The following is a 16,598-nucleotide window of genomic DNA, read 5'->3' as shown; positions in this document are numbered from 1 at the left end:
CCGGCTCGGCCGTCGGGCTCGGCCGGACAGGACGGCCACGAGATGAACTGGACGGGAAGCCGTTAGCGAGCAGCGAGCTCGTCCTCCGGACCACCGGGCTGGGCCAGGCACCCAGGTCGACCGAGTCGGCCGGACCGAGTCGACCGGACCGAGTTGACCAGGTCCGGCCCGGCCGTCGGGCTCGGCCGGCAAGGACGACTGCGGTACGACCGGAGGGGTGCCGCTGGCGAGCAACCGGCCGGTTCTCTAGCGCAACGGGCTGGGGCGGCCGGCAGCCCGACGGCGACCGCCTGGTCGTCACGGTCTCCGTGCTCGACCCAAGCGCACGGGCTTCACCAGTTCGCTGTGTGGGAGGTCCCGGTCGATCCGCAGGGCCCGGCCCCGCGCCGGCTCACCTGGGGCGGCACCGGCGAGTCCCGGCCGGTGTTCACCGGGCATCACCGGCCGGCAGGACAACAGACCCGGGGATGTCTGGCCTCGCAAGACAACGGGTTTGCCGAGGACGCGCCCACGCCCTACAGGCAGGCTGGTTCATTGTGGAGAGGTGACAGCTGGCCAAAGCTGCTTGTGCAAACCCCAAGACGGCTGAGAGCAAGCAGATGGAATTCGCGCCCGCCCCAGGTCAATCCAACAGCGAGCCGACCCGCGGCGTAGGTCATTCCCACGAGCCAGGGGCAGGCCCACAGGCACTGATGCACCCACACCCGAGCCCTTGACCAGGTGACCAGGTGACCGGGGCAGGCGGGCCGATCTGCGCGCTGAGGTCGGCCACGGGCAGGAAAGCGCCTCAGGCGACCGAGAACCCGCCGTCCACAAAGATCGTCTGGCCGGTGACGTAGGCCGAGGCGTCGGAGGCGAGCCACACCGCGACCCCCGCGTAGTCGTCCAGTTCGCCGTTGCGGCCGATCTGCGTGCGGGCGGCCAGCGCCTCGGCGCGGCCGGGAATCGCGAAAGCCTCTGCGGTGAGCGGGGTACGCACGAACCCGGGGCCGACGGCGTTGCAGCAGACGCCCCGTGAGGACCAGGCCTCGGCCTGGGAGCGGGTGAGGCCGGTGACCGCGGCTTTGGTCACCCCGTAGCCGCCGCTGTTGCCGAAGGCGCGCACGGCCTGCTGCGACGCGATGTTGATGATGCGGCCCCAGCCCCGCTCGGCCATCGCCGGACCGAAGGCCTGGCCGAGCAGGAAGGCCGCGTGCACGTTGACCGCCATCATCCGGTCGTAGTCCTCGACGCCGAGCTCGCCCAGGGGCGGCCGCAGGTTGAGACCGGCGGAGTGGAGCAGGATGTCGATGTCACCGTGCTCGGCCGCGGCCTGCTCGGCGACCCGCTGGACCTGCGCCCGGTCGGACAGGTCGGCGGCGATCCACCCGGCCTGCACACCGTCGGCGCGCAGTCGTTCGGCGTTCTGGGCCAGCAGCTCCGCCTGGCGCGCCACCAGGATCACCCGGGCCCCGGCCCGCCCGATCGCCTCGGCCATGCTCAGCCCGATGCCCGAGCTGGAGCCGGTGATCAGGGCGGTGCGGCCGGAGCAGGAGAACAGCCGGTCGAGAGCGGGATGCATGCCCGGACCCTAGTCCGGGCACATCTCCCCACACCACCGGGTTGATCAGTTGCCGATCAGGGGCCGGTCAGTTGCCGGCGGCGTGGTACTGCTCGAGCACGGTGGACGAGATGCGCCCGCGGGAGGAGACCTCGATGCCGTTGCTGGCCGCCCAGGCCCGCACGGCCGCGGTGTCGGCCCCGGCGCTGACCTTGCGGATGGTGCGCCCGGACTTGGTCAGCCGGCGCGCGCTGTTGGTGTAGGGCTCGAAAGCCTGACGCAATTTGGCCGCGTTCTTCTCGGTGACGTCGATCTCGTACGTCTTACCGTCGAGAGCGAAGGTGACCGTCTCCGCCGCGGGCTTTCCGTTGATGTCGTCGGTGAATTCCACGACCGTTCTCTGCGCCATGCCTCAGAGCATAGAACGGGAAAGGCCGAAGAAGTAATTCGGGCCGGCGGTGCGTGTCGAATTCGCCGAGTCGTCATTCACCCGAACGGAGGTAAACGACTACCCGGACGTTCCCCGCGTGCTCAGGAATGCTGATGGCCCACGAATCGCCACCGAATGCTCACGGAAAAGACCTGGACTCAGCGTTCCAGGTGCCAGGGCCGGTCGGGGCGGGTGCTGCGGGCCCCGGCCGACACCCGTAGGGCGTGCTCCGCGTGGTCGGGGTGCTCGGCGACCAGCCCCAGGTACTCGTGCCCGGTCAGATGGCACCAGGACGGCAGGTCGATCGGGGCCGCCGGGTCGGTGGTCAGCACCCGCACCTGCGTGCCCGGCTCGGCCCCGGCCACCACCCCGCGCAGCTTGATCAGCAGACGCACGCAGAGCATTCCGGTGCCGTCCACCACGATCAGTGAGGGGCTGGTCAGCGGCCGGCCCGCCGGTCCGAGGCAGCGTACGAAACCGCCGCCGTGGCCGCCGAGACGGCGAGCACCGAGGGCCAGGCACCGATCTTCTTGGCCAGCGGGTGGGACAGCCCGAAGGCACCGACGTAGGTGGCGACCAGCGCGCCGGTGGTGACGGCATCGGTGTTGCGGGCCCACTCCCGGCCGGCCAGCACCCCGCCCACCGCGAGCACGGCTCCACCCAGCGGCCGGATGCCGGTACGGCGGGCCACCTGCCACCCACCGATGAGAGAGCCGGCGGTGACCGCTGCAGTAGGTAGACGCATGGCCCGACGGTACACCGCGATCTTGACGCGCCCATCGGTGGGATTGCTGAAACCAGGCGTTCTCCGGACTCCGGTCGCATACGGTCTGCACAACAGTTGGACCGTGATGAGGGGGTCACGATGAAGGTTGCCGTTGTGGGGGCCGGCTACGCCGGACTGGGTACTGCGCGGATGCTGCTGCGCTGCGGATTCCAGGTCACCGTGTTCGACCGGGCGCCGGACGTGGGCGGGGTGTGGAGCCGGACCCGGCGGTATCCGGGGCTGCGCACGCAGAACGACAAACGCACCTACGCCTTCTCGGAACTTCCGATGCCGCCGCACTACCCGGAATGGCCTTCGGGTGAACAGGTACAGCGCTATCTGGACAGTTATGTCGCCGTGTTCGGGCTCGGGCCGGTGCTGCGGCTGGACACCGAGGTGGTCTCGGCCGAGCTGGGTGAGCACGGCTGGACCCTGGTCACCGGCCCCACCCGGGAGACCCACACCTTCGACCACCTGGTGGTGGCCAACGGCATCTTCTCCCGGCCCGCCGTACCGGTCTACCCCGGGCGCACCGAGTTCGAGGCTGCGGGCGGGAGGGTCTGCGCCACATCGGAATTCGTGGAGCTGGAGCAGGCCCGCGACCGGGACGTGGTGGTGGTCGGCTACGGGAAGTCCGCGTGCGACGTGGCGGTGGCGGTCAGCGGGGTCGCCCGCAGCACCGCGGTCGTGGCGCGGCGCCTTCTGTGGAAGATGCCGCGCCGGCTCGGCGGCGTCCTCAACTACAAGTACCTGCTGCTGACCCGGATGGGCGAGGGCCTGTTCCCCTACCTGAGGCCCACCCGGTTCGAGAAGCTGCTGCACGGGCCGGGTTCCGGCGGTACCCAGGTGATGCTGGGCACGGTGCAGAACGCCGTGGTGCGACAGCTCGACCTGCAGCGCCTGGGCCTGGTCCCGGACGGCAGTTTCGACCAGATCGCCCGCAGCACGGTGAGTCTGGTCACCGAGGAGTTCTTCGAACGGGTCGCCGACGGCACCCTGCGGGTGCACCGCGACGAAACGGTCAGCGAGTTGTGCGCAGTCGACGGACGTCCGCACGCGCGGCTCGGGTCGGGGCGGACGGTCCCGGCCGACCTGGTGCTCTGCGGAACCGGTTTCGACCAGCAGGTGCCCTTCTTCTCCCCCGACCTGATCGCCCGGCTGCAGGACGACCGTGGCAACTTCGTGCTCTACCGGCACATCCTGCCCCCCGACGTACCCCGCCTGACCTTCGCCGGCTACAACTCATCGTTCTTCAGCCCGCTCGGCGCGGAGATGGCTGCCGCCTGGATCGCCGCCCACCTGCTCGGCGGGCTCGACCTGCCTCCGGCCGAGGAGATGCGGGCCCAGGTGGGCGAGCACCTGCGCTGGATGGAGCAGTTCAGCGCCGGCAAGCACGCCCGCGGCACCAGCGTCATCCCCTTCTCCATGCACAACATCGACGAAGTGCTGAGTGACCTGCTTTTGGACGTCGGTCCGCTCACCAAGGCGCGTCAGTGGCTGCTCCCGGTCGACCCCTCGTCCTATCGCGACGTGGGCACCCGGCTGTTGAGAAGACACGGCCTGGAGAGCTAGTCGGGGGACATCACCCAGCTAGCGGTGGCCTGGCTGGGCCGGGCCCAGCTCTGAGCGCCGGAGAACGAGCGCGGCCATCACCCCACCCACCGGCAACAGAGCGGTGAGCGCAGGGGTGAGCCAGTCGGCCGCTACCCCGTCCAGCCCACCGGCGAGCGCAGATCCGAGGCTGCCGCCGGTGAGGAAAACGAGGGTGGCGATTCCTAGCGCTGCTCCTCGAAGTTCGCCCGGGGTGACGGCGCCGACATGGGCCATCATCGCGGGCTGTCCGTGACCGAAGGCCAGGGCGACCAGGGCCACGGAGAGCATGAGCAGCGCGGGAGACGAGGACCACTCCCCCAGGGCCGCAATGCCGAGCGCAACGGCGGCGAGGCCCGCGGCGCTCAGCAGGGTGAGATCGGTGCCCAGGCGGGCGATCACCGGCCGCGAGGTCCAGATCGCGGTCAGAGCGGCGAGAGCGGCGGGCAGCAGGGCGAACCCGATCTGCCGGGCACTCCAGTTCTGGTCGGCCAGGCTGCCCGGCACGGCCACGAGCAGGGCGAACCAGGCCGCGGGGATGCCGGCGGCCGCAGTGGCGCCCAGGATCACTGCGCGGCTGGTGACCACCGCTCGGGGAAGGAACTGCCCGCCGGCCCGGACATGCCGAACCAGCAACGGGAGCCCGAGCACGAGTGCCAGCCCACCGGCGAAGCCGACCGCAGCGCCGTTCGAAGGGGCCTGGATCAGCAGGATCGCGCCGGCGGCGGTGGCGATCAGGTAGGTGGCGCCGGGCAGGTCGAACCGTCCGGGCACCCCACGCTCAGCCGGGGTGAGGCGCAGCAGCAGAGGCAGCAGGAACAGGGCGATCGCGGGCAGGGCAACGACCGGGCGCCAGCCCACGGCGCCCTCCAGCAGACCGGCCAGCAGCGGCGCGAGCGCACTGATCGCAGCGCCGAGGCCGGCGACCCGCCCGAGCACGGTGGCCCGGGCGGGTCCGTCGAAGAGCCGGCTGATCAGAGCCGCTCCCAGCACGGTGACCGACGCTGCGCCGACGCCCTGCACCAGCCGGGCCGCGATCAACAGCGAGCCGTTAGCGGCCAGCGCGGATCCGGCGGCGCCCAGGGCCATCACGCTGACCCCGGCCACGATCGGCCGACGTAGGCCGAGCAGATCAGCCAGCCGCCCGAAGACCGGGGTGAACACCGCCAGCATCAGGGCGTAGCCGCTCAGCACCCAGGCCGAGACTGCTCCTGACATATCCAGGCCCGGGTCTGCTGCGGCCGCCGGCAGAACCACCGCGACAGCGGAGGATCCACTGATCGCCAGACCGACGAGCAGCCCGAGCACCGCCGACACGGTGCCCGCCGGAGCGGTCTCCTCAACAGTGACGGTCATCCGCTTCACCCCTGGTGGCTGTGCGTACCTGCGGAGTACGAGCCCAGGTTCTGGATGAGCTCGGTCAGGCCCGGGTCGTTGGCGAAGCGGTCCTGGTGAATCCTGGTGATCTTCGCCCCGGCCTCCGGGTCCGGGTCGTCGAGGATGTCGAACGAGACCATGTCGTCGACCAGGGGCAGGCCGATCTCGTCGGTGTGCCGGTGCAGCGGGGAGAGCATGTACTCCTCGTACCCGGCCAGGTCTTCGATCACGAAGGTGGCGCCGTAGTCGAAGCCCTCGCCCACGTGGGGGCCGACGACGTACGACTTCACCGCGGCGATGCCGGCTCCCTGGCGCCGCAGGCTGGCCAGCGCCTCCTCGACCTGCTCGGGCGTGACACCGAGGCGGATCGAGAACCGGATGGTGTGGAAGATCATGACTGTCTCCTGAAGTAGTGAGTGAGTACTCACTTACAACAGTGGACGCGGGGTGCGGGCCTGGCAAGGCACGTCCGGTCCGCGCGCCTCAAGTCCGCAGTTCGACGGATTGCGGCGGGAACGGGTCAGCCCGGCGTCGGCAGGTGCCGAGAACTCCCTGAAGCAGCCGAACCCGGGAGGCACCATGACCGGCAAGATGTCGTTCTACGCCAGCGACGACACCACGTACGCGGGTACCGCCGAGCAGGACATCCGGAACATCTTCGGTTCCTCGGCCGGCTTCCTGACCTGCGAGGACGACTTCCCGGCGGAGGTCGGCGAGGCCTTCACCGACGAGGCCGGGCACTTCCCGATGGCCGAGATCGTGGATGCCCTGCGCAAGGACCACCTGCACCCGGGCAGCGAGTTCTGGTTCGCCAAGGTGCACGGCGGCACCAGCTCCGCCTCACCCCTGGCGAAGTACCTCACGGTGGGCCTGGACAACAGCGAACACGGCTACCACCTGCGCCGTCAGTATCAGAACACGCCCCATCGCTTCCTGGCCACCGTGCTGCCGGCCCGGGTGCCCGAACGCGTCTGACCACGGGCCATCAGTCAGGCGTCAGGCGGGCAGGTCAACGGCCACGGGCTCGCGCGGGAAGGCGATGCGCTTGGCCGGGCCGGCCTCACGCAGCAGGGCGGTCATCGCCGCGGCCGGCTGCGGCCGGCACAGGTGGTAACCCTGGCCGTAGGCGATGCCCAGGTCGGCCAGCCGCTCGCGCTGCGGCTCGGTCTCGATCCCCTCGGCCACCACGTCGACCTGCAGCGACCGGGCCAGCGCGACGATCCCCTCGAGCAACGGGGAGGAGGGCGAGGTCTGCAGGTTGCTGGTGATCGAGCGGTCCAGCTTGAGCTGGCGCACCGGGTAGCGGTGCAGGTAGTTCAGCGACGTGTAGCCGATCCCGAAGTCGTCCAGGCTGACCCGGACCCCGGCCTCGGTGAGCAGGGCCAGGGTGAGGGCGCCGGCCTCGGGCGGCAGCTCGTCGTGCTCGGTGATCTCCAGGTGCAGCTGCTGCGGCCGCACCCCGGTGTGGCGCAGGCTCTCCAGGGTGACGTCGGCCAGCTGCGGGTCGAGCATGCTGGTACGTCCCAGGTTCACGCTGACGTAGATCGAGCCGATCCCCTCGGCCTCCCAGGCCGCCACCTGGTGCAGCGCCTCCAGGAGCACCCAGCGGTCCAGGTCACCGGCCATCCCGGAGGTCTCGGCCAGGGCGAAGAACTCGTCGGGGCGGACCAGCCCGCGCCGGCGGTGACGCCAGCGGATCAGCGCCTCGCACCCGGTGATCAGCCCGGTGCCCAGCTCGACCAGCGGCTGGTAGTCCACCTCGAAGGTGCCCGCCGAGGTGTCGCCGTCCAGGGTGCGGCGCAGGTCGTCGATCAGTTTCTGCCGGCCGAGCACCTGCTCGCGGTGCTTCGGGTCGTAGGGCAGGACCGCGTTCTTGCCGGCCGCCTTGGCCGCGTACAGCGCGATGTCGACCTCGGTGAACACCTCGGCCTCGTCGGCGCCCCCGTCGAACCGGGTCACCCCGGCGCTGGCCCGCACCGGCATGCTGTGCCCGGCCACGGTGAACGGGGCCGAGAACACCTGGCTCACGGTGGTCTCTACCGAGGCGTGCCCGGGCGGCAGGAGCAGCACGAACTCGTCGCCACCGGTGCGGCTGATGACCGCCTCGGCGCCGACGCTCTGGCGGAGCCGGCGGGCCACCTGGACCAGCAGCTCGTCCCCGGCGTGGTGCCCGAACGTGTCGTTGACCTGCTTGAAGTCGTCCACGTCGATCAGCGTCATCAGCCACGGCTCGCGGACCTGGGGAGCCGTGGCGCGGAAGGCCAGCGCCAGGCCCCGGCGGTTCAGCAGGCCGGTGTACCAGTCGCGCACGGCCAGCCGCTCGTTGTCCAGGACCGCGGCCGCGGCCCGGGCCAGGGCGACCGCCCCGGCCAGGACGGCGGCCAGGACGTAGACCAGGCTCGGCAGCCGGCCGGCGTCGTCGCGGCCGATCACGTAGAGCAGGACCGGGACGGTGATCACCGGCATCAGTGAGAGCAGACGGGAGGACTCCGAACGCAGCTTGCCCTCGGCCGGTGCGAACACCTTGGTCATCGAGGGTTCCAGCGGGATCCAGACGAAGATCCAGAGCACCGCCAGGGTGGCCAGTTCGCCCACGTACTGCTGGAACGGGGCCTCCGTGCCGCTGCCGAGCACCAGGTCCTGCACCACGCTCAGGAGCGCGGCGGTCACCCCCAGCACGGTGGCCCGGGGCAGCCGGTCGCGGCTGACCAGCAGGTGCACGAGCACCCCGGCCAGCACGACCTTGCCGGCCGGCAGGATCGCGGTGACGGCGGAGACACCGGTGGGCTGGTGCCGGGCGGTGGTCAGCACCTGAGCCACGATCAGCCCGCAGACCCCGGCGAGCAGCAGCACGTCGGCAAAACGCAGGAACCGGTCGTAGGGGCGGCTGAACTCCTCGACCGCACCGGGGAACCAGCCGGAACGCGCCTTCTTCACGTCCGTCCGGTTCGCCGAACGCCGGATCCACAGCAACCGCAGAACCAGCCCGGCACAGCACACCTGGCCGAACAGCCCGACGGCCGAGGCCAACCCCATCGCGTCCGGGGCTACTGCGCTGATCAGACCCCACCCGCCCCAGCTGGCCAGCAACCCCGCCACCAGGAACCAGCTGATCCGCTCGGCCGGCCGGTACCGTCTGACCCCCAGCACCGTGGCGGCCACCGCCAGCCAGGCCCCGATCAGCCACAGGTACGGCTGCAGGGGCGTGAACACCGCCAGCAGGGCCAGCGCCAGGTACACCAGGAGCGGGACGGCGAGCCTGATCTGTCGGGCCGCAGGGCTCGCCGTGTCTTTCATGACCGTCCCGTCGGCACGGTCATTGAGCAATCAAGCACTGAGGGTGACCGGATCTGCGCCGCGGCGGGCGTGTTCACCCGCCCGGAGCAGCGCCCGGGAACTCAGCGTCCCTGCGGGACCACTCGGCCCAGTTCCTCAGCGACTTCGGCGAAGAGGTCGAAGATGCCGGGTTCGGCGACCACCCGCGAGTTCACCATGACCTCGTCGACCCCCAGTTCGCCGAGCCGGGCCAGCCGCTCGACCGCCTGGGCCGGCGTCTCGCTGTCGCCCGCTCCGTCGCGGCTGAGGAACAAGGTGCTCAGCACCGACTTGTGAAGGTCCGCATAGTCGCGCCCGACGTCCTCGCAGTGGCCCTTGAGCACTTCGATCTTGCGGGCCAGGACCTCCGGGCCGGCGTCGAAGAGATTGCAGGCGTCGGCGTACTGGGCCACCAGGCGCAGTGTCTTCTTCTCGCCACTGCCCCCGACCAGGATGCGCGGGTGCGGGCGGCTCAGCGACTGCGGCGAGTTGATCGGGCGTTCCAGCTGATAGTGCTTCCCCTCGAAGGGACTCTGGTCACCCGCCCACATCTGCCGGCCGATCTGAAGAGTTTCTTCCAGGCGCTCGAACCGCTCGGCGGTAGGCGGGTAGGGAACGCCGAGGCCCCGGTGTTCCTCGTCGTTCCAGGCCGCGCCGATCCCCAGCCAGGCCCGGCCGCCGGAGAGCACGTCGAGCGTGGTGACGGTCTTGATCAGCAGACCGGGGTGGCGGTACGTCACCCCGGTGACCATGGTGCCGAGGGTGATCCGCTCGGTCAGCGCCGCGGCGTAGGCCAGGGCGGTGTAGCCCTCGAGCATCTCCTGCTCGGGGTCGCCGAAGATCTGGAAGAAGTGGTCCATCACCCAGAAGCTGGACAGCCCGGCCTGGTCCGCGTCCCGCGCGATCCGGCCGAACGTGCGGCCCAGCTGCGCCGGCCCGCCTTCCCAGGTGAAGTTGGGTACCTGAAGTCCGAAGTCCATGACCGCCAGCATCGCACCCGAAACGGAGGGTGCTCCCCTTCAAGTGCGGGACAAAACGAAAAGGGGCCTGAGGACGTCCTCGGGCCCCTTTTCGAGCGGTGGTTCAGAAACGCAGCAGCGGGTCGATCGCGACTGCGAGGAAGATCACCGTGAGATAGGTGATCGAGCCGTGGAACAGGCGCATCGGCTTGAGCTCACGCTCTTCCCGCTGCGCGCGGCCGTTCAGCTGGTGGGCCTCGTAGAGGAAGTACCCGCCGGACAGGACCGCCCCCACCGGGTACACCCAGCCGGTGTCGGCCGCCGGGATCAGCAGGAACGACCAGAGCACCATGGCCCAGGAGTAGGCCACGATCTGCTTGCCCACGACCTTCGGGTCGGCGACCACCGGCAGCATCGGGACCCCGGCGTTGGCGTAGTCGTCCTTGTACTTCATCGACAGCGGCCAGTAGTGCGGCGGTGTCCAGAGGAACACGATGCCGAACAGCACGAACGGCGCCCAGCTGAGGCTGTTGGTGACGGCCGACCAGCCGATCAGGGTGGGCAGGCAGCCGGCCACCCCGCCCCAGACGATGTTCTGCGGGGTGCGGCGCTTGAGGATCATCGTGTAGCCGACCACGTAGAGCAGGATCGCGGCCAGCGCCAGCACCGCCGAGAGCGGATTGACCAGCACGGCCAGCACGGCCACGGAGATCGCGCCGAGCGCCAGGCCGAAGGTGAGCGCCCCGCGCGGGCTGACCTCACCGGTCACCAGCGGGCGCTTGACCGTGCGCTTCATCTCCGCGTCGATGTCGCGGTCGATGTACATGTTCAGCGCGTTGGCACTGCCCGCGGCCAGCGACCCACCGAAGAGGGTGGCCAGGACCAGCCAGAGCGAGGGCACGCCGCGCTCGGCCAGCATCATCGCGGGCACCGTGGTGACCAGCAGCAGCTCGATGATCCGGGGCTTGGTCAGCGCGATGTACGCCATCACCGTCCGGCGCAGCTTGCGCGAGCGCCGGGCCTGGACCAGGAAGAGCTCGCTCTCCCCCTCCAGTTCCGGGAAGGCGGCCCTCAGCGCGGGCACGGTCGGGACATGCCTGGGCGGCGCCGTCAGTCCCGAGGGCGGCGCCGGGCGAGGTTCGACAGCAGTCACAGTTCCCTCGATGTTCAAGTTCGGTCGGCGTCACTCTACGCGGGGCCCCAGGGCCGGAATGCGGCGGCACCCCGTAACGCTGTTCAAAGGTCGGCAGAACCGCGCGGTAACCCCAGCCCTGAACCTGGGCGGATTCGGGGATCATGCGTTGTCCCAGTTCAGCCGGGCCGGATGTGTTCCGAAGTCGGATCCGGAAGTGTTCCGGAAGGCCGTGACCGCACTCACCCCGCGTTTGGTCTGTCCGGACATCAGCGGCCCTCGTCGGCCTGACAGAGTTCACGCGCGCCTGGAACCGACGTACCCCGTACGGCGGACTAGGCTCGATCTTGAGAAAACCATGTAAGGGAAGGATCCAGATCGTCGTGACAGACACCGCGGCAACTAGCGCCACCTTCGAGTGGACCGACCTGGACAAGCGCGCGGTCGACACCGTGCGCCTGCTCGCCGCGGACGCGGTGCAGAAGGTCGGCAACGGGCACCCGGGTACGGCCATGAGCCTCGCTCCCGCCGCCTACATGCTCTACCAGAAGGTCATGCGGCACGACCCGCAGGACCCGAACTGGGTCGGCCGGGACCGCTTCGTCCTGTCCGCCGGGCACTCCAGCATCACCCAGTACGTCCAGCTGTTCCTGGCCGGCTACGGCCTGGAGCTGGAAGACCTGAAGGCCCTGCGCACCTGGGGCTCGCTGACCCCCGGTCACCCGGAGTACGGCCACACGGCCGGCGTCGAGATCACCACCGGCCCGCTGGGCCAGGGTCTGGCCTCCGCGGTCGGCATGGCGATGGCCGCCCGTCGTGAGCGTGGCCTGTTCGACCCCGAGGCCGCGCCGGGCGCCAGCCCGTTCGACCACAACATCTACGTGATCGCCTCCGACGGTGACCTCCAGGAGGGCGTCACCGCCGAGGCCTCCTCGATCGCCGGTCACCAGGAGCTGGGCAACCTGGTCGTGATCTACGACCAGAACCACATCTCCATCGAGGACGACACCGACATCGCCTTCACCGAGGACGTCGCCAAGCGCTACGAGGCGTACAACTGGCACGTCCAGAAGGTCGACTGGACCGTCACCGGCGAGTACGTCGAGGACGTGCAGGCCCTGCACGACGCGCTCGAGGCGGCCAAGGCCGAGACCTCCAAGCCGTCGATCATCCTGCTGCGCACGATCATCGCCTGGCCCGCCCCGACCAAGCAGGGCACCGGTGCCTCGCACGGTTCCGCGCTCGGCCTGGACGAGATCAAGGCCACCAAGGAGCTGCTCGGCTTCCCGGCCGACCAGGACTTCTACGTCGAGCCCGAGGTCTTCGAGCACGTCCGGGGCGCGGTCACCCGCGGCGCCGCGGCGAAGACCGCCTGGCTGGAGGGCTTCAAGGCCTGGGAGGCCGCGAACCCCGAGCAGGCCGCCCTGCACGAGCGCCTCTCCGCGGGCCGGCTGCCCGAGGGCTGGGAGAAGGCCATCCCGACCTTCCCGGCCGGCAAGGACGTCTCCACCCGTAAGGCCTCCGGCGCCGTCCTCGACGCCCTGGCCCCGGTGCTGCCCGAGCTGTGGGGCGGCTCGGCCGACCTGGCCGAGTCCAACAACACCACGATGAAGGGCGAGCCGTCGTTCGTCCCGTCGCACCGCTCGACCGACACGTGGACCGGTAACCCCTACGGCCGCACGCTGCACTTCGGTATCCGCGAGCACGCGATGGGCTCGATCCTGGCCGGGATCCGCCTGCACGGGAACACCCGCCCCTACGGCGGTACGTTCCTGCAGTTCAGCGACTACATGCGCGGCGCCGTCCGGCTCACGTCGCTGATGAACATCCCGGTCACCTACGTCTGGACCCACGACTCCATCGGTCTGGGCGAGGACGGCCCGACGCACCAGCCGGTCGAGCACCTGGCCGCGCTGCGGGCGATCCCGAACCTGTCGATCGTGCGCCCGGCCGACGCCAACGAGACGGCCTGGGCGTGGCGCACCAACCTGGAGCGCAACTCCGGCCCGGTCGGCCTGATCCTCTCGCGCCAGAACCTGCCCACCTTCGACCGTGAGGCCCCCGGCTTCAACGGCGCCGAGGGTGTGGCCCGGGGTGGCTACGTCCTGGCCGAGGCCGACGGCGGCGACCCGAAGGTGATCCTGGTCGGCACCGGTTCCGAGGTCCAGCTCGCGGTCGAGGCGCGGGAGCGCCTGCAGGCCGAGGGAATCCCGACCCGGGTCGTGTCGTTGCCCTGCTTCGAGTGGTTCAACGAGCAGGACGCCAACTACAAGGCCAGCGTCTTCCCGCACACCGTGAAGGCCCGCGTCTCGGTGGAGGCCGGCCTGTCCCTGGGCTGGCGCGAGATCGTCGGCGACGCCGGCCGCAGCGTCTCGGTCGAGACCTACGGCGCCTCCGCCGACTACAAGCGCATCTTCAAGGAGTACGGCGTGACCGCGGACGCGGTGTACGAGGCCGCCAAGGAGAGCCTGCGCGGCACCGAGTAACAGCCGGTACCAGCAGTTCCAGCACCACCCGGTCCGCCGCCTGTGCCGAGGTTGTCACAGGCGGCCGGCCCGGTCCGACGATGAGCCGTGCGGCCGCCGCACGGCACCCGCAACAGGAGGCACATCTCAATGACCAACCCCGTACAGGACCTTGCCGCCCACGGCGTCTCGGTCTGGCTGGACGACCTCTCCCGGGAACTCCTGGAGAGCGGCGACCTGCAGAAGCTGATCGACGAGCGCAACATCCTCGGGGTCACCACCAACCCGACGATCTTCGCCAACGCCCTGGCCAAGGGTGACCGCTACCAGTCCCAGGTGGACGGTCTGGCCGCCAAGAACGCGGACGTCGACCTGGCGGTCTTCGAGATCACCACCGACGACGTGCGTTCCGCGTGCGACGTGTTCAAGCCGCTGTACGACGCGACCGACGGCCAGGACGGCCGGGTCTCGATCGAGGTCGACCCGCGGCTGGCCCGCGACACCGACGGCACGATCGACTCGGCCAAGAAGCTGTGGGCGACCGTCGACCGCAAGAACGCGATGATCAAGATCCCGGCCAGCCTCGAGGGCCTGCCCGCGATCACCGCCGTGATCGCCGAGGGGATCAGCGTCAACGTCACGCTGATCTTCTCGCTCGAGCGCTACCGCGCGGTCATCGACGCCTACCTGGCCGGCCTGGAGCAGGCCAAGGCCAAGGGCATCGACCTGTCCACGATCCGTTCCGTCGCCTCGTTCTTCGTCTCCCGCGTGGACACCGAGATCGACAAGCGCCTGACCGCGATCGGCACCGACGAGGCCCTCGCGCTCAAGAGCAAGGCCGGCGTCGCCAACGCGCAGCTCGCCTACCAGGTCTACGAGGAGTCCATCGCGACCGCCCGCTGGGCCGAGCTGGCCGCGGCCGGCGCCCACCCGCAGCGCGCGCTGTGGGCCTCCACCGGCGTCAAGGACCCGAAGCTCCCGGACACCCTCTACGTGACCGAGCTGGTCGCGAAGGACACCGTCAACACCATGCCGGGCGCCACCCTCGAGGCCACCTTCGACCACGGCGTGATCAAGGGTGACTCGATCACCGGTTCCTACGCCGCCGCCACCGAGACGATGAACGCCCTGGCCGGCGTCGGCGTCGACTACAACGACGTGGTGAACCTGCTCGAGGTCGAGGGCCTGGACAAGTTCGAGAAGAGCTGGGCCGAGCTGCTCGGCACCGTCACCGACGAGCTCGAGCGCGCCAAGGCCCGGGCATGAGCGAGGCCTCTGACGAATCGGTGTGGCCGGCCGACGACGTGGCGGCCGACGTGGTCGTCACGCCGGCCGGTGCCGACACGCTGAAGGCGCTGGAGAAGCACCTGCCCACCCTGGTCGCCGACCAGGTGGCCTCCCGGATCGCGCAGAAGGACCCCACGCTGTGGGGTGAGGCCGCGGTCTCCGAGGCCTCGGTGCGACTGGGCTGGGTCGGTCTGGCCGACTCCTCGCGGCCGCTGGTCGAGCCGATCGAGACCCTGCGGGCCGAACTGGCCGCCGAGGGTGTCGACCGGGTCGTGCTGTGCGGCATGGGCGGCTCGTCGCTGGCGCCCGAGGTGATCACCAAGACGGCCGGCGTGGACCTGGTGGTGCTCGACACCACCGATCCCGCGCAGGTCCGCTCGGCCCTGGTCGAGCTGGAGCGCACGGTCATCGTGGTCTCCAGCAAGTCCGGCGGCACGGTCGAGACCGACAGCCAGCGCCGGGTCTTCGAGGCCGCCTTCACCGCGGCCGGGATCGACGCGAAGACCCGCATCGTGGTCGTCACCGACCCGGGCTCGCCGCTGGAGAAGGCCTCCCAGGAGGCCGGTTACCGGGCGATCTTCCAGGCCGACCCGACGATCGGTGGGCGCTACTCGGCGCTGACCGCGTTCGGTCTGGTGCCCTCGGGTCTGGCCGGGGCCGACATCGGCGCCCTGCTCGACGAGGCGGCCGGCGTGGCCGACCAGCTGGCCGAGGACACCGAGGCCAACCCGGCCCTGGTGCTCGGCGCGGCGATCGGTGGCTCCCCCGCCCCCGGCGGAGGCTTCCGCGACAAGATCATCTTTGCCGACCACGGCTCGGGGATCGACGGTTTCGGCGACTGGGCCGAGCAGCTGATCGCCGAGTCGACCGGTAAGGAGGGCACCGGCCTGCTGCCGGTCGTCGCCTCCCCCACCGCCCCGGACGTCACCGCCCCCGGCGACGACACCGTCGTGGTGCGGCTGGTGCCGATCGGCTCGGACGCCACCGCCGCTGCGGCGGAGGGCTCCGTGGCCGCCGCGGTCACCGTGGACGGCCCGCTGGGTGCGCAGTTCCTGCTCTGGGAGTACGCCACCGCGGTGGCCGGGCGCCTGGTCGGGATCAACCCGTTCGACCAGCCCGACGTGGAGAGCGCGAAGGTGGCCGCGCGCGGCCTCCTGGACGCCACCCCCGCGCCGGTGCCGGCCGACGTGGTCGACGGCGGCATCGAGATCCGCGCCACCGCCGGTCTGCTCAAGGGCGCCACCACGGTCGAGGCGGCCGTGGACGCGCTGCTCGGCGAACTGCCGGGCCGCGGCTACCTGGCCGTCATGGCCTACCTCGACCGGCTCGCCGAGGGCGAGCTGGCCGGGGTGCGGGACGCGCTGGCCAAGCGCACGGGCCGCCCCGTCACCTTCGGGTGGGGGCCGCGGTTCCTGCACTCGACCGGGCAGTTCCACAAGGGTGGCGCCCCGGTCGGGGTCTACCTCCAGATCACCGCGGACAGCGCGCAGGACCTGGAGATCCCGGACCGGCCGTTCACCTTCGGGCAGCTGATCTCGGCGCAGGCCGCCGGCGACGCCACGGTGCTGGCCGAGCACGACCGCCCGGTGCTGCGCCTGCACCTGGCCGACCGTGAGGCCGGCCTGGCCAAGCTGATCCAGGTGCTCAGCCGGTAGTACCGCACCAACCCGACGGAGGGTGGGTCTGCCGTTCATCTGACGAGCAGGCCCACCCTTCGCGTGCACTTGACGGGAATGC

Annotated in this window: 14 protein-coding genes; 5 read left to right on the top strand and 9 right to left on the bottom strand. The window is 70.6% G+C overall.

Annotated features, from left to right (window positions below; genetic code table 11):
* Window positions 1-787: 787 nt before the first annotated feature.
* The 4 genes from LWF15_RS24580 to LWF15_RS24565 all read right to left on the bottom strand — a co-directional run bounded on the left by LWF15_RS24580 (window position 788) and on the right by LWF15_RS24565 (window position 2,715).
* Window positions 788-1,561 carry an SDR family NAD(P)-dependent oxidoreductase gene (locus tag LWF15_RS24580; protein ID WP_232813283.1) on the bottom strand — a complete coding sequence of 258 codons (774 nt, stop codon included), beginning with the start codon at window positions 1,559-1,561 and terminating at the stop codon, window positions 788-790.
* A 67-nt stretch (window positions 1,562-1,628) separates the two neighbouring features.
* Complete coding sequence (locus LWF15_RS24575; protein WP_232813282.1) at window positions 1,629-1,949, bottom strand: histone-like nucleoid-structuring protein Lsr2; 321 nt, start codon at window positions 1,947-1,949, stop codon at window positions 1,629-1,631.
* A 179-nt stretch (window positions 1,950-2,128) separates the two neighbouring features.
* Complete coding sequence (locus LWF15_RS24570; protein WP_232813281.1) at window positions 2,129-2,389, bottom strand: sulfurtransferase TusA family protein; 261 nt, start codon at window positions 2,387-2,389, stop codon at window positions 2,129-2,131.
* 20 nt (window positions 2,390-2,409) lie between these two features.
* Complete coding sequence (locus LWF15_RS24565) at window positions 2,410-2,715, bottom strand: hypothetical protein (RefSeq protein ID WP_232813280.1); 306 nt, start codon at window positions 2,713-2,715, stop codon at window positions 2,410-2,412.
* 120 nt (window positions 2,716-2,835) lie between these two features.
* On the opposite strand from LWF15_RS24565, the gene LWF15_RS24560 reads away from it, so the two are divergent.
* Window positions 2,836-4,308, top strand: a complete 1,473-nt coding sequence (locus LWF15_RS24560) for a flavin-containing monooxygenase (protein WP_232813279.1) — start codon at window positions 2,836-2,838, stop codon at window positions 4,306-4,308.
* A gap of 18 nt (window positions 4,309-4,326) precedes the next feature.
* On the opposite strand, the gene LWF15_RS24555 is transcribed toward LWF15_RS24560, so the two are convergent.
* Both LWF15_RS24555 and LWF15_RS24550 read right to left on the bottom strand, forming a co-directional pair.
* The gene (locus tag LWF15_RS24555) at window positions 4,327-5,682 is read right to left on the bottom strand and encodes an MFS transporter (RefSeq protein ID WP_232813278.1); all 1,356 of its coding nucleotides are present in this window, start codon (window positions 5,680-5,682) and stop codon (window positions 4,327-4,329) included.
* Between the two features lie 5 nt (window positions 5,683-5,687).
* A complete protein-coding gene (locus LWF15_RS24550; protein WP_232813277.1) occupies window positions 5,688-6,098 on the bottom strand; it encodes a Dabb family protein in 411 nt (136 codons plus the stop codon).
* Between the two features lie 184 nt (window positions 6,099-6,282).
* On the opposite strand from LWF15_RS24550, the gene LWF15_RS24545 reads away from it, so the two are divergent.
* Window positions 6,283-6,678 carry a hypothetical protein gene (locus LWF15_RS24545; RefSeq protein ID WP_232813276.1) on the top strand — a complete coding sequence of 132 codons (396 nt, stop codon included), beginning with the start codon at window positions 6,283-6,285 and terminating at the stop codon, window positions 6,676-6,678.
* Window positions 6,679-6,699: 21 nt separating this feature from the next.
* Here the strand turns inward: LWF15_RS24545 and LWF15_RS24540 are convergent, their stop codons facing one another.
* The 3 genes from LWF15_RS24540 to LWF15_RS24530 form a co-directional block, all read right to left on the bottom strand.
* Window positions 6,700-9,000, bottom strand: coding sequence for a putative bifunctional diguanylate cyclase/phosphodiesterase (locus LWF15_RS24540; RefSeq protein ID WP_232813275.1), 2,301 nt, complete (start codon window positions 8,998-9,000; stop codon window positions 6,700-6,702).
* A gap of 101 nt (window positions 9,001-9,101) precedes the next feature.
* On the bottom strand, window positions 9,102-9,998 hold the full coding sequence (locus tag LWF15_RS24535) for an LLM class F420-dependent oxidoreductase (RefSeq protein WP_232813274.1): 897 nt from the start codon (window positions 9,996-9,998) through the stop codon (window positions 9,102-9,104).
* Window positions 9,999-10,101: 103 nt separating this feature from the next.
* Window positions 10,102-11,130: a heme o synthase gene (locus tag LWF15_RS24530; protein WP_408623926.1), complete on the bottom strand. Its 1,029-nt coding sequence runs from the start codon at window positions 11,128-11,130 to the stop codon at window positions 10,102-10,104.
* Window positions 11,131-11,486: 356 nt separating this feature from the next.
* Between LWF15_RS24530 and tkt the strand changes: the two genes are divergently transcribed.
* The 3 genes from tkt to LWF15_RS24515 all read left to right on the top strand — a co-directional run bounded on the left by tkt (window position 11,487) and on the right by LWF15_RS24515 (window position 16,516).
* Window positions 11,487-13,595 (top strand): transketolase, encoded by a 2,109-nt coding sequence (tkt, locus tag LWF15_RS24525; RefSeq protein WP_408623960.1) that lies wholly within the window; start codon window positions 11,487-11,489, stop codon window positions 13,593-13,595.
* A gap of 129 nt (window positions 13,596-13,724) precedes the next feature.
* A complete protein-coding gene (gene tal, locus LWF15_RS24520; protein WP_232813271.1) occupies window positions 13,725-14,840 on the top strand; it encodes a transaldolase in 1,116 nt (371 codons plus the stop codon).
* A complete protein-coding gene (locus LWF15_RS24515) occupies window positions 14,837-16,516 on the top strand; it encodes a hypothetical protein (RefSeq protein ID WP_232813270.1) in 1,680 nt (559 codons plus the stop codon). Before tal ends, LWF15_RS24515 begins: the two co-directional genes overlap by 4 nt.
* Window positions 16,517-16,598 lie beyond the last annotated feature (82 nt).

Source organism: Kineosporia rhizophila (assembly GCF_021277265.1).
In the GTDB taxonomy this organism is placed as follows: Bacteria; Actinomycetota; Actinomycetes; order Actinomycetales; family Kineosporiaceae; genus Kineosporia; species Kineosporia rhizophila.
The sequence above is the reverse complement of the archived record's forward strand: the minus strand, read 5'-3'. Positions and strand labels throughout refer to the sequence as shown.